Origin of the sequence: Micromonospora parastrephiae, assembly GCF_016802865.1 — a bacterium.
In the GTDB taxonomy this organism is placed as follows: Bacteria; Actinomycetota; Actinomycetes; order Mycobacteriales; family Micromonosporaceae; genus Micromonospora; species Micromonospora parastrephiae.
Genome location: NZ_JAEVHM010000178.1, coordinates 1 through 11,622, shown reverse-complemented (window position 1 = coordinate 11,622; position 11,622 = coordinate 1). Strand labels below are relative to the sequence as shown.

Annotated in this window: 15 protein-coding genes and 1 pseudogene; 13 read left to right on the top strand and 3 right to left on the bottom strand. The window is 72.6% G+C overall.

Annotated elements, in window-relative coordinates; genetic code table 11:
- Positions 1-22: 22 nt before the first annotated feature.
- A complete protein-coding gene (locus tag JNW91_RS25395) occupies positions 23-625 on the bottom strand; it encodes a TetR/AcrR family transcriptional regulator (protein WP_203177903.1) in 603 nt (200 codons plus the stop codon).
- A gap of 153 nt (positions 626-778) precedes the next feature.
- Between JNW91_RS25395 and proS the strand changes: the two genes are divergently transcribed.
- The 12 genes from proS (at position 779) to JNW91_RS25335 (ending at position 8,995) form a co-directional block, all read left to right on the top strand.
- The gene (gene proS, locus JNW91_RS25390; protein ID WP_203177902.1) at positions 779-2,185 is read left to right on the top strand and encodes a proline--tRNA ligase; all 1,407 of its coding nucleotides are present in this window, start codon (positions 779-781) and stop codon (positions 2,183-2,185) included.
- A 49-nt stretch (positions 2,186-2,234) separates the two neighbouring features.
- The gene (locus JNW91_RS25385; protein ID WP_203177901.1) at positions 2,235-2,855 is read left to right on the top strand and encodes a DUF402 domain-containing protein; all 621 of its coding nucleotides are present in this window, start codon (positions 2,235-2,237) and stop codon (positions 2,853-2,855) included.
- A 229-nt stretch (positions 2,856-3,084) separates the two neighbouring features.
- Complete coding sequence (gene rpsP / locus JNW91_RS25380) at positions 3,085-3,558, top strand: 30S ribosomal protein S16 (RefSeq protein ID WP_203177900.1); 474 nt, start codon at positions 3,085-3,087, stop codon at positions 3,556-3,558.
- Complete coding sequence (locus JNW91_RS25375) at positions 3,533-3,793, top strand: RNA-binding protein (RefSeq protein ID WP_172862164.1); 261 nt, start codon at positions 3,533-3,535, stop codon at positions 3,791-3,793. The genes rpsP and JNW91_RS25375 overlap by 26 nt, the downstream gene beginning before the upstream one ends.
- On the top strand, positions 3,793-4,350 hold the full coding sequence (gene rimM / locus JNW91_RS25370; RefSeq protein WP_203177899.1) for a ribosome maturation factor RimM: 558 nt from the start codon (positions 3,793-3,795) through the stop codon (positions 4,348-4,350). The genes JNW91_RS25375 and rimM overlap by 1 nt, the downstream gene beginning before the upstream one ends.
- A 10-nt stretch (positions 4,351-4,360) precedes the next feature.
- On the top strand, positions 4,361-5,134 hold the full coding sequence (gene trmD, locus JNW91_RS25365; RefSeq protein ID WP_203177898.1) for a tRNA (guanosine(37)-N1)-methyltransferase TrmD: 774 nt from the start codon (positions 4,361-4,363) through the stop codon (positions 5,132-5,134).
- 143 nt (positions 5,135-5,277) lie between these two features.
- Complete coding sequence (gene rplS, locus JNW91_RS25360) at positions 5,278-5,634, top strand: 50S ribosomal protein L19 (RefSeq protein ID WP_030335223.1); 357 nt, start codon at positions 5,278-5,280, stop codon at positions 5,632-5,634.
- A 181-nt stretch (positions 5,635-5,815) separates the two neighbouring features.
- Positions 5,816-6,685: a signal peptidase I gene (gene lepB, locus JNW91_RS25355; RefSeq protein ID WP_203177897.1), complete on the top strand. Its 870-nt coding sequence runs from the start codon at positions 5,816-5,818 to the stop codon at positions 6,683-6,685.
- A gap of 10 nt (positions 6,686-6,695) precedes the next feature.
- The gene (lepB, locus tag JNW91_RS25350) at positions 6,696-7,331 is read left to right on the top strand and encodes a signal peptidase I (RefSeq protein ID WP_203177896.1); all 636 of its coding nucleotides are present in this window, start codon (positions 6,696-6,698) and stop codon (positions 7,329-7,331) included.
- A gap of 49 nt (positions 7,332-7,380) precedes the next feature.
- Positions 7,381-7,869 carry an NUDIX hydrolase gene (locus tag JNW91_RS25345; RefSeq protein WP_203177895.1) on the top strand — a complete coding sequence of 163 codons (489 nt, stop codon included), beginning with the start codon at positions 7,381-7,383 and terminating at the stop codon, positions 7,867-7,869.
- Entirely contained in the window at positions 7,863-8,675 is an 813-nt protein-coding gene (locus JNW91_RS25340; protein ID WP_203177894.1) for a ribonuclease HII, read from the top strand. Before JNW91_RS25345 ends, JNW91_RS25340 begins: the two co-directional genes overlap by 7 nt.
- Positions 8,672-8,995, top strand: a complete 324-nt coding sequence (locus tag JNW91_RS25335; RefSeq protein WP_007075222.1) for a DUF2469 domain-containing protein — start codon at positions 8,672-8,674, stop codon at positions 8,993-8,995. Before JNW91_RS25340 ends, JNW91_RS25335 begins: the two co-directional genes overlap by 4 nt.
- A gap of 49 nt (positions 8,996-9,044) precedes the next feature.
- Here the strand turns inward: JNW91_RS25335 and JNW91_RS25330 are convergent, their stop codons facing one another.
- The gene (locus tag JNW91_RS25330; RefSeq protein WP_203177893.1) at positions 9,045-10,187 is read right to left on the bottom strand and encodes a sulfite oxidase; all 1,143 of its coding nucleotides are present in this window, start codon (positions 10,185-10,187) and stop codon (positions 9,045-9,047) included.
- 143 nt (positions 10,188-10,330) lie between these two features.
- A complete protein-coding gene (locus JNW91_RS25325) occupies positions 10,331-10,963 on the bottom strand; it encodes a class I SAM-dependent methyltransferase (RefSeq protein ID WP_203177892.1) in 633 nt (210 codons plus the stop codon).
- A 143-nt stretch (positions 10,964-11,106) separates the two neighbouring features.
- On the opposite strand from JNW91_RS25325, the pseudogene JNW91_RS25320 reads away from it, so the two are divergent.
- A pseudogene (locus tag JNW91_RS25320) lies at positions 11,107-11,622 on the top strand (murein hydrolase activator EnvC family protein); the annotation flags it as partial.

Below are 11,622 nucleotides of genomic sequence, written 5' to 3'. Positions count from 1 at the left end.
GTGGGGCGGCGTCCGCGTGGGCTCAGGGGGCCGGGCGGGCGGCGGCGGTGAAGAGGCGTAGGGCCAGGTCGGTCAGGGCCGAGGCGGTCTGGTCGATCGGCGAGCGGGGAAGCACGATGTGGCTCACCACCAACCGGACGATCGTGTCGGCGGCGAAGGCCAGCGCCCCCTGGTCCGCTCCGGGCAGGTGGTCGCCGGCCCACTCGATCAGCGCGCCGGACGCCTCGGTGAGCACCACCTCGGCCCGTGTGGTGAGGTACGGAAGGAGCTCGTCCGATCCGCCCCGGGCGCTGGTCAGGATGGCTTTGAGCAGCGGGTTGTCGGCTGCCGTGGTGAGAGTGCGTTCGATCGCCGCGTACGCGCCGGCCCGTACGTCGGAGCCGTGCGCGAGCAGCGCGGCGCGAACGTCGCCGACGAACCGGTCCACCTCGCGGCGGGCGAGCGCCTCGGCCAGCCCCGCCTTGCTGCCGAACTCGTTGTAGACGGTCTGCCGGCTCACCCCCGCCGTGGTGGCCACCCCGCCCATCCGGACCGCGTCCCAGCCGGCGGCGATGGTCCGGGCGCGGGCGGCGTCCACGATCGTGTCCCGCAGGCGCTGGCGCGGCGAGTCCGTCGATGCAGTCATGGTCGTCGAATTCTACGAGCACGCCGTCGAGTGGCCCAGCGCGTGCCGTCGAGTGGCCCGGCGCCGTCGCGGTCGACGCGACGAGCGGCTGCGACACGGCACGACGGCTCCCGGGCGCGGCGTCGCGCCGCCTGACGCATAGGATGTGCGGTCATGGCACGCGTGCTCACTCCCCGCGCGGAGGACTTCCCCCGCTGGTACCAGGACCTGATCGCCAAGGCGAAGCTGGCCGACAACGGCCCGGTCCGCGGCACCATGGTCATCCGCCCGGCCGGCTACGCCATCTGGGAGCGGATGCAGGCCGAGATGGACGCCCGGATCAAGGCGGCCGGCGCGGAGAACGCGTACTTCCCGCTGTTCATCCCGGAGAGCTACCTCAAGCGTGAGGCCGAGCACGTCGAGGGCTTCTCGCCGGAGCTGGCGGTGGTCACCCACGGCGGCGGCAAGCAGCTCGCCGAGCCGGTGGTGGTGCGTCCCACCAGCGAGACGGTGATCGGCGAGTTCATGGCCAAGTGGATCGACTCGTACCGGGACCTGCCGCTGCTGCTCAACCAGTGGGCGAACGTGGTCCGGTGGGAGCTTCGCCCGCGGATCTTCCTGCGTACGAGTGAGTTCCTCTGGCAGGAGGGGCACACCGCGCACGCCACCCGCGAGGACGCGCGGGCGTACGCGCGGCGGATCCTGCACGAGGCGTACGAGGACCTGATGGTCAACGTGCTCGGCATCCCGGTGGTGGTGGGCCTCAAGACGGCCCGCGAGCGGTTCGCCGGCGCGACGGCCACGTACACCTGCGAAGGCATGATGGGCGACGGCAAGGCGCTCCAGCTGGGCACCAGCCACGAGCTGGGTCAGAACTTCGCCAAGGCGTTCGACATCAGCTACTCCTCCGCCGAGGGTGGCCGGGAGCACGCCTGGACCACCTCGTGGGGCACGTCGACCCGGATGCTCGGTGGCCTGATCATGGCGCACGGCGACGACAACGGCCTGCGCGTGCCGCCGAGGCTGGCGCCGATCCAGGCGTACGTCATGATCGTCAAGGACGGCGAGGGTGTCGCCGAGGCGGCGGCCAAGCTGTGCGACGGCCTGCGTGACGCCGGTGTCCGGGTCGCGCTCGACGACCGGACCGACACCGCGTTCGGCCGCCGGGCCGTCGACGCCGAGCTGCGTGGCTATCCGGTACGCGTCGAGGTCGGCCCCCGGGACCTGGCCGCCGGCAACGCGACGGTGGTGCGCCGCACCGACGGGTCGAAGTCCCCGACGCCGGTCGCCGACGTGGTCGGCGCGGTGCTGGCCGCGTTGGAGGCCGACCAGAAGGCGCTGCACGACCAGGCGCTGGCCCACCGGCTGTCCCGCACCGTCGAGGTGGCCACCCTCGCCGAGGCGATCGAGGCCGCCGCGAACGGCTGGGCCCGGGTGCCGTGGTCGGTGGTCGGCGTGGCCGGCGAGGCCGAGGCGAACGGCCAGGGCGTCACGGTGCGCTGCCTGCTGCGCGCCGACGGCTCCGTACCGGACTCGGAGGACGAGCCCGACCTGGTCGCCATCCTCGCCCGCGCCTACTGAGGTGCGCCCGGGCGGTCCCGCCGACCGGTTCGAGCCGGGTCGGCTGATCATGCATCGGAACGTGCGGCACGGCCGGATCGGCTGGGTCCGGCCGGGCCGGGTGGTCAGCGACGACGAGCGGGGCCTGCTGGTCTGGGTCGCCCGGGACTCGCCGGTGGCCCACGAGGTGACCGAGGCGGGGCTGGGGATGCGGGCGATGCCGTTCGCCCAGTGGATCTCGTCGTCGTACCGGCTGGCGCGCGGCCGCTGGAACGGGCCACCGCTGTTGAAGTTCCTGCCCACCGGGGCGGCGCACTCGGTGTGGTGGTTCTCCGACGCGCGGGGCCGGTTCGCCAACTGGTACGTCAACCTGGAGGAGCCCGGTGTCCGCTGGGACGACGGCCCGGTGGCCGGCGTCGACGTGGTGGACCAGGACCTCGACGTGGTGGTCCGTCCGGACCTCAGCTGGCAGTGGAAGGACGAGGACGAGTTCGTCGAGCGGCTCGCCTTCGGTGACGACTACTGGGTGACCGACGAGAAGGCGGTCCGGGCCGAGGGGGAGCGGGTGATCGCGCTCGCCGAGGCCGGCGAGTTCCCGTTCGACGGCACGTGGTGTGACTTCACCCCGCCGGCGGACTGGGACGTACCGGACGAACTGCCGCCGGGATGGGACCGTCCGCCGGTGCGCTGAAAGGTGTTCCACGTCACCGGTGACGCGGTGTCCGGGTCCGATGCGGGGGATCGGCATCGGATCTGGCAGAATGGGTCGCTGGTATCCGGCGCGCGTCCGGCGCCCTCTAACCCGGGCGCGTCGCCAGTCCACCGAGTAGTCTCCGGCCCAACCCCACTGTGCCGGTCGGCGCTCACCCATGCACACCGCCCGTACGGGCCGGTGAGATCGCAACAGGAGCGAAACAACTGTGGCCGTAAAGATCCGGCTCCTGCGGATGGGCAAGATCCGCAACCCGCAGTACCGCATCGTCATCGCCGACTCGCGCACCAAGCGTGACGGTCGTGCGATCGAGTTCGTCGGGGTGTACCAGCCGAAGGAGGACCCTTCGGTCATCGAGGTCAAGTCGGAGCGGGTCCAGTACTGGCTGTCCGTCGGCGCCCAGCCGAGCGAGGCGGTGCAGCGGCTGCTGGAGCTGACCGGTGACTGGCAGAAGTTCAAGGGCCTGCCGGCCCCGCCGCCGCTGAAGGTCGCCCCCGAGCGGGCCGACCGCAAGGCGGCGTACGAGGCTGAGGCGAAGGCCGCCGCCGGGCTGGCCCCGGAGACCCCGGCCAAGCCGGCCAAGAAGGCCGCCAAGGCCGCCGAGGCTCCGGCCGAGGCGCCGAAGACCGAGGCTCCGGCCGAGGCCCCGGCTGCCACTGCCGACGCCGGTGAGCAGGCCTGACATGCCTCTGCGTCCGGCGTTGGAGCACCTGGTCAAGGGCATCGTCGACCACCCGGACGACGTCCGGGTGCGGATGGTCGATTCCCGTCGGGGCAAGCGGCTCGAAGTCCGCGTGCACCCCGAGGACCTCGGCACGGTGATCGGGCGGTCCGGCCGGACCGCCAAGGCGCTGCGTCAGGTGATCGGCTCCATCGGCGGGCGCGGGGTACGCGTCGACATCGTCGACTCGTACTGATGCAGCTCGTCGTCGGAAGGATCGGCAAGCCGCACGGTGTCCGCGGTGAGGTCACCGTGGAAGTGCGGACCGACGAGCCCGAAGCACGGTTCGCCCCCGGCACAGTACTGCGTACTGAGCCGGGGGCGGTTCCGCCGCCCGCGCCGGCGAACGGTCCGGGCGTGCCGTTCCGGGTGCCGGCGGAGCTGACCATCGAGGAATCCCGCTTTCACCAGGGGCGGATGCTCGTCGCCTTCGAGGGGATCCTGGACCGCGATGCCGCCGAGGCACTGCGCGGCACCCTGCTCGTGGTGGACAGCGCCGACGTGGAGCCTCCGGAGGACCCGGAGGAGTTCCACGACCACCAGTTGGTGGGGCTGGCCGTGGTCACCCCGGCCGGCGAGCGACTGGGCGAGGTGGCCCGGATCGACCACGCGCCCTCGTCCGACCTGCTGGTGCTGCGACGCCCCGAGGGGCGCACCGCGCTGATCCCGTTCGTCCGGGCGATCGTTCCGGAGGTCGACCTGGCCGGTGGACGCGTGATCGTCGACCCGCCGGCCGGACTGCTCGATCTTTAGGACCACCCCCATGCGCGTCGACGTCGTGTCGATCTTTCCGGAGTACTTCGCCCCGCTGGACCTGTCGCTGATCGGTCGGGCCCGCGCCAACGGCGTACTCCAGCTCGCCGTGCACGACCTGCGGACCTGGACCCACGACGTGCACCGCACGGTCGACGACACCCCCTACGGCGGCGGCCCCGGCATGGTGATGCGGCCCGAACCGTGGGGCGAGGCGCTGGACGCGCTCGCGCCGGCCGAGGCCGCGCCGCCCCGGCTGCTGGTGCCCTCGCCGGCCGGTGCCCCGTTCACCCAGGCCATGGCGCACGAGTTGGCGGCCGAGTCGCACCTGCTGTTCGCCTGCGGCCGGTACGAGGGCATCGACCAGCGGGTGCTGACGCACGCCGCCACCCGGATGCCGGTCACCGAGGTCTCGCTCGGTGACTACGTGCTCTTCGGCGGCGAGGTGGCGGTCCTGGTGATCCTGGAGGCGGTCACCCGCCTGCTGCCCGGGGTGCTGGGCAACGCCGGTTCGCTGGACGAGGAGTCGCACGCCCACGGGCTGCTGGAGGCGCCGATCTACACCAAGCCGCCGAGCTGGCGCGGGCACGAGGTGCCGGAGGTGCTCCGCTCCGGCGACCACGGCAGGATCGCGCGGTGGCGGCGCGAGGAGGGGCTGCTGCGTACCGCCGCCCGACGTCCGGACCTGCTGGCCGCGCTGCCGGCCGATCGGCTCGACAAACGGGACATCGCGGCCCTGGACCGGGCCGGATTTCAGCCGCCGCCGGGGGATGTGGCAAAGTAGGGGGGTTGCCGCATCCGTCCGCGCCCGCGGGCGGCTGCGAGGATCCCTGACCGGGGCCGGCCCGCCGACCGCCATCCGGGGATCAGAATCACCCACCCGCGCACCGAGTGACGGTGCGCCGTGAGCCTTACGAGGACGCAGCGATGAACATCCTGGACGCCCTTGACGCCCAGTCGAAGCGGACCGACCTTCCCGACTTCCGTGCCGGTGACACCGTCAAGGTGCACGCGCGGGTCGTCGAGGGCAACCGGTCCCGTGTCCAGATCTTCCAGGGCGTCGTGATCCGCCGCCAGGGTGACGGTCTGCGCGAGACCTTCTCGGTCCGCAAGGTCAGCTTCGGTGTCGGCGTCGAGCGGACCTACCCGCTCAACGGCCCGGGCATCGACCGGATCGAGGTCGTGACCCGCGGTGACGTGCGTCGCGCCAAGCTGTACTACCTGCGCGAGCTGCGCGGCAAGAAGGCCAAGATCAAGGAGAAGCGGGAGAAGCAGCCCAGCTGACTTCCCGCTCGCCACGCCGCCTGAGCTGCGCGTATGCCGTACCGACCGGACCGCACTACCCTGGTCGTACGGGCGCAGCCAGGCGGCGTTCCCGCCCACGTGGCGGGCAGCCGTCCACAACCGCCCGTGGAGCCTCGACGAGGCTCCCGGGCGGTGGTGTTTCTGCGGACCGGGGAGTGGCGTGGTGCAGACGCTTGACGAGGACGGCACCGTCGATCCGTGGCGCCGGCGGGTCCGCCGCGGCCGCCGCCAGATGCCCCTCTGGCAGGAGCTTCCGCTGCTGCTGATCGTCGCGTTCTGCCTCGCGGTGCTGATCCGCACGTTCCTGCTCCAGGCGTTCTTCATCCCGTCCGGCTCGATGGAGGACACCCTCCTGATCGGTGACCGGGTGCTGGTCAACAAGGTCGTCTACGACATCCGTGACCCGGCACGCGGCGAGGTGGTGGTGTTCCGGGGCACCGACCGCTGGGCGCCGCAGGTCGACGAGCAGCCGGAGCCGGGCTTCGCCGGCAAGCTCGCCCGCACCGTCGGCGACCTGGTCGGGGTGAGCCGCCCCGGTGAGAAGGACTTCATCAAGCGGGTGATCGGGCTGCCCGGCGACCGGGTGAAGTGCTGCGACACGCAGGGCCGGGTCACCGTCAACGGCACCCCGCTCAACGAGCCGTACGTCCTGCGGGACTCACCGCTGGACCTGCCCCCCAACCCGCAGGAGTGCCGCTCCCGGCGCTTCGACGAGGTCGTCGTGCCGCCCGGCCAGATCTTCGTGATGGGCGACCACCGTGAGGTCTCGCAGGACGCGCGCTGTCAGGGTCCGGTGCCGATCGACAACGTCGTCGGCCGGGCCTTCATGGTGGTCTGGCCGTCGTCGCGCTGGAGTGCGCTGTCGGTGCCGTCGACCTTCGAGGATGTGGCCGGGCCCGTCACGGCCTCCTCCGGCGCGCCCCCGGTCCGACCCACCCCGCAGGGTGGTGTGCTGTTGATTCTTCCCGTGGCGGTGGCGCTACGGGGTTCCCGCGCGTTCCGGACGGTGACGTCCGGCCCGGCAACGTAGGCTCCTTGGCGTGATTGACGAGCAGACCGACAAGCCGCGTAGCTCCTTCTGGAAGGAGCTGCCGATCCTGCTGGGTGTGGCGATCCTGGTCGCGGTGCTGGTCCGCGCCTTCGTGCTGCAGACCTTCTTCATCCCGTCCCCGTCCATGGAGAACACGCTCAAGATCGATGACCGGGTGCTGGTCAACAAGCTGGTCTATGACTTCCGGTCACCGCACCGCGGCGAGGTGATCGTGTTCAAGGCGCCGACCGAGTGGAGCGGCAACCCCGATGGTGAGGACTTCATCAAGCGGGTGATCGGCGTCGGCGGCGACCACGTGGTCTGCTGCGACCCGCAGGAGCGGCTGATCATCAACGGCAGGTCGCTGGACGAGCCGTACATCTTCTCCATGGACGGGGTCCGCGACAAGCCGGCCGACCAGGAGTTCGACATCACCGTGCCGAAGGGCCGCCTGTGGGTGATGGGTGACCACCGTTCGGCGTCGGGTGACTCGTTGGAGCACTGGCAGCAGTCCGGGCAGAACATCACCGAGGCCACGATTCCGGAGGGTGAAGTCGTCGGTCGGGCGTTCACCGTCTTCTGGCCGGTGAGCCGGGCCACCTGGCTGACGGTTCCGGAGCAGTTCGAGGGCATCCCCAAGCCGTAGGTCCGACGGGGGCGTGGGCGAACCGCCTCCGGTCTGGCAGGCTGGGGCGGTGACCGTCTACACCCCTCGACGCGCCGCCCGCGTGCTGCTCGTCGACGCGGCCGGTCGGGTGCTGCTCTTCCACGGCTTCGACCCGGCCCGCCCCGGGCACCGCTACTGGTTCACGCCGGGCGGCGGGCTCGACGCGGCCGAGTCGCCGGCGGCGGGCGCAGCCCGGGAATTGGCCGAGGAGACCGGGCTGTGCATCGACCCGGCCGAGCTGGGCGAGCCCGTCTGGTCCGACACGACCGAGTTCACGTTCGACGGCGCCTGGTACCGCCAGGAGCAGGACTTCTTCCTTCTCCGGGTGCCGTCGTGGCAGGTCGACACCGTCGGTTTCGATGACATCGAACAGCGCAGCATCGCCGGTCACCGCTGGTGGCTGCCGGCCGAGCTGACCGCCAGCGCGGAGCGGTACTACCCGCCCGAGCTGCCCGACCTGCTGGCCCGGCTCCTGCCCCCAGCCGCCGAGGCCCGCCCTGGCGAGGCGTCGTGCTGACCCCGCCCCGCACCGTCGTACGCCGCGAGGCCGGGCTGTACGCGCTGGAACGGGCGCTGCAACGGCGCGGTTTCCGGCACGTGGCCGGTGCTGACGAGGCCGGCCGGGGCGCGTGCGCGGGCCCGCTGGTCGCCGCCGCCGCGGTGCTGCCGGAGGGGCGACGCGGCGAGATCGACGGGCTGGCCGACTCCAAGCTGCTCACCCCGGCCAGCCGGGAACGGGTGTACGCGGAGGTCGTGGACCGCGCCCTGGCGTACGCCGTGGTGGTCATCCCGGCCGAGGAGGTCGACGCCCGGGGGTTGCACGTGTGCAACCTGGCGGCGATGCGTCGGGCGCTCGCCTCGCTCACCACCCGACCGGAGTACGTGCTGACCGACGGCTTCGGCGTGGACGGCCTGGGCGTGCCGGGGCTGGCGGTGTGGAAGGGTGACCGGGTTGCCGCGTGCGTGGCGGCGGCCAGCGTTCTCGCCAAGGTCACCCGGGACCGGATCATGGTGGAGCTGGACGGGGTGTTCCCCGCGTACGGGTTCGCCGAGCACAAGGGTTACATCACTCCGGAGCACAGCTCCGCGTTGCGGGAGCACGGGCCGTGCCGGGAGCACCGTTTCTCGTACGTCAATGTCGCCACGGTCTCCGGCCGCGACGGCCGACCGCCGCGCTCCCGCCGGCCCGCCGGTGCGGGCGCGGACGAGCCGATGGAGCGCTCCTGGGCGTCAGGGGGTACCGTCGGCGTGGCGTTGGGCGAGCAGCCTCGGCCTCCGGCGCCGGTGGGGGAAGATGTGGTCATGGAAGGCGGAGTGCGATGAGCGCGGAAGATCTCGAAAAGTACGAGACCGAGATGGAGCTTCAGCTCTACCGGGAGTACCGCGACATCGTCCGCCAGTTCTCGTACGTGGTGGAGACGGAACGTCGGTTCTACCTGGCCAACCAGGTCGACCTGCACGTGCGCAACTCCGACGGCGAGGTCTACTTCGAGGTCGAGATGCACGACGCCTGGGTGTGGGACATGTACCGTCCCGCCCGCTTCGTGAAGAACGTCCGGGTGATGACCTTCAAGGACGTCAACGTCGAGGAGCTGGAGAAGCCCGACATCTCGCTGCCCGCCGACTCCGGCTTCGGCGGCTGACCGCTCCCAACCGCGCCACGGGCCCCCCACCCGTGGCGTAGCCGGTCGGTCACTCGGCCGGCACCACAACCTCGACCCGCTGCACCAGGTTGTTGGCGAAACCACCCCGGTTCCACGGCTGCTCGACCGGCTGGGTCCGCCCGGACGCGTCGGTCGCCCGCGCGCCGAGCACGTACCGGCCCGGGGTGGCCGTCCACTCGTACCGCCACCGCCGCCAGGCGAAATCGCCACCGTCCGCCGGGTCCAGCTCCGCCGAGGCCCAGCTCTCCCCGCCGTCGGTGGTCACCTCCACGGCGACCACCGGCGCGTGCCCCGACCAGGCCCGACCGTCCACCGTGCACGACCCGGGCCGCAGAACCCGACGACGGGACATGAAGTCGGGGAAGCCGGGTGGGCGGACCAGCGCGCGGGGCTCGATCCGGGTGACCGGCACGCCCGGGTCGTCGGCGTCGCGGCGCAGCCGGTACGCCACCGCGTTCTGGTAGCCCTCGAACGGCTCGGTGCGGACCTCGACCGAGTGGAGCCACTTCACGTGCGCCATGCCGTACCAGCCCGGCACGATGAGCCGCAGCGGGGCGCCGTGCTGCGGCAGCAGGGGAGCGCCGTTCATCTCGTACGCCAGCAGCACCTCCTCGCGCAGCGCGTCGGCGACCGGCAGCGCCCGCTGGTAGTCCTGCTCGATCCCGCGCTCGACACCGTGATCGGCGCCGGTGAAGACCACGTCGACCGCGTCCGGTCCGAGGCCCGCGTCGCGCAGCAGCGGCGCCAGCGGCGTGCCCGTCCACTCGGCGTTGCCGACCGCCTCCACCAGCCACGGCTGGCTGACCGGCCGCGGGTGCAGCAGCGCCCGGCCGTTGCCGGCGCACTCCAGGGTGACCCGGTGGGTGACCCGGGGCCGCTCGCGCAGCTCGGCCAGGCTGACGGTCAGCGGCCGATCGACCGCGCCGCCGACGGTCAGCGCGTGGGTGGCCGCGTCCAGCTCCGGAATGTCGTAGTGGATCAGCAGGTAGTGCAGCCCGGCCGGGGTGACGTCGTAGCGCAGCGCCTCCAGGGGAATGCCGTGGTTACGGGCGGCCAGCTGCAACTCCTCCGTGCTGATCGCCTCGTCCGGCCCGGCGAGCCGGGACGGCCCGCTCGCCTCCGCCACCGTCGGCGTGCCCGCGGGCGTCGTCCGGTCATCGACAGTGGTCATGCGGCCTCCCCGGTGCGAACGGCGGCGCTACACCGCACGTCGCCCAGCCTAGGCCCTCGCCGATGACCCGAACACGGCCCAGCCGGCCGGCGGTGTGCGACTGCGGCGAGGCCGGGCGTCTGCGGTGGCGCGGGCGGGCGGGGTCAGTCGGGGAGGAAGCGGAACATCGTCACGCCAGGAGGGAGCGGCCGGGGACGGCCGAGGTGCCGGTGTACGCCGACGCCCACCCGGTCCGCGGGAGTGCTGACCGCGATCTCAGCGAAGCCCTCCTGCGCGAACCAGTCGCAGATGGTGGGCACCAGATCGGGTTCCCCCCGGTGCCGCGTCCAGATCACCGTGCCGTCGCTCGCGCAGAGCGCGGCGCAGTGCCCGACTGTCGCCCGGACGTCCGAGTCCGACACGTTCCCGAACACCCCGCAGAGCAGCACCAGATCGGCCGGGACCAGATCGGTGTACGCGTCGGTCGCGGCCGCGTCACCCACCACCACCTGGACGCCGGTCAACCCGGCCGACCGGGCGGCGTCCTCGGCGATCGCGGCGTTGCGTCGGTCCAACTCGACAAGGCGGGCGGTCACGTCGTCCCGACGGGGGTGCGCGGCGAGCACCGGGATCAGGTCCCGCCCCTGACCTGCGCAGGCGCTGACCACCCGCAGCGGCCCGGCCGGCGCCCGATCCAGGGCCGCCCGGACCTGCTCCCGCACCTCGGCAAGGCGGGCGGCCAATGCCGAGCCCGGCTGGTCGTAGTCGTCGTGCCAGGAGAGCCAGTCCTTCGTCACCGACCCAGCGTAGGCAGCGCCGGCCAGCCTTGGACATAGCAGATCACCGACGGCTCTGGGTGGTCGTCCACAGCGCCTCCGGTTGTCCACAGCTCCGCGGTGCGGGGTGGCGGACGGTCCGGCCGCGGCCCGAGGCTGCCGTCATGCGACCGTCAACCGTCCCCCCTGCCGGCTGGATCAGCCGCACCGTCCTGCTCTGCGCCGCGCTTCCTCTCGCGTTGGCCGTCCAGCTCTGCGGGCTGGCCGTGCTCGTGGCGGGGATGCCCGGCCATCCGCCGACGCGGGCCGTGCCGGTGGCGGTGCTGGCGTCGTCCTCGGTGGACGTCGGTCCGGGGCGGTTCCGCTGGCCGCTCGACGGCCCGCCCCGCCCGGTACGTCGGTTCGACCCGCCGCCGCGGCCGTGGCTGGCCGGGCACCGGGGTGTCGACCTGGCCGCCCCGGCCGGAGCGGTGATCCGCAGTGCCGGGCCGGGCACGGTGCTCTTCGCGGGTCTGGTGGCCGGCCGCCCGGTGGTCACCGTGGGCCACGCCGACGGGCTGCGGACCACCCACGAGCCGGTACGGCCGGCGTCCGCCCCGGCCAGCCGGTCACCGCCGGTGCGCCGCTGGGCGAGCTGCTGGGCGGGCCACCCGGGCTGCCCGGCGGCGGCCTGCCTGCAC

Coding starts and splice junctions, on each gene's coding strand:
- rimM (WP_203177899.1), top strand. CDS start 3,793: ATGCAGCTCGTCGTCGGAAGGATCGGCAAGCCGCACGGTGTCCGCGGT.
- JNW91_RS25330 (WP_203177893.1), bottom strand. CDS start 10,187: ATGACCACTGTCGATGACCGGACGACGCCCGCGGGCACGCCGACGGTG.
- proS (WP_203177902.1), top strand. CDS start 779: ATGGCACGCGTGCTCACTCCCCGCGCGGAGGACTTCCCCCGCTGGTAC.
- trmD (WP_203177898.1), top strand. CDS start 4,361: ATGCGCGTCGACGTCGTGTCGATCTTTCCGGAGTACTTCGCCCCGCTG.
- JNW91_RS25335 (WP_007075222.1), top strand. CDS start 8,672: ATGAGCGCGGAAGATCTCGAAAAGTACGAGACCGAGATGGAGCTTCAG.
- JNW91_RS25395 (WP_203177903.1), bottom strand. CDS start 625: ATGACTGCATCGACGGACTCGCCGCGCCAGCGCCTGCGGGACACGATC.
- rplS (WP_030335223.1), top strand. CDS start 5,278: ATGAACATCCTGGACGCCCTTGACGCCCAGTCGAAGCGGACCGACCTT.
- JNW91_RS25385 (WP_203177901.1), top strand. CDS start 2,235: ATGCATCGGAACGTGCGGCACGGCCGGATCGGCTGGGTCCGGCCGGGC.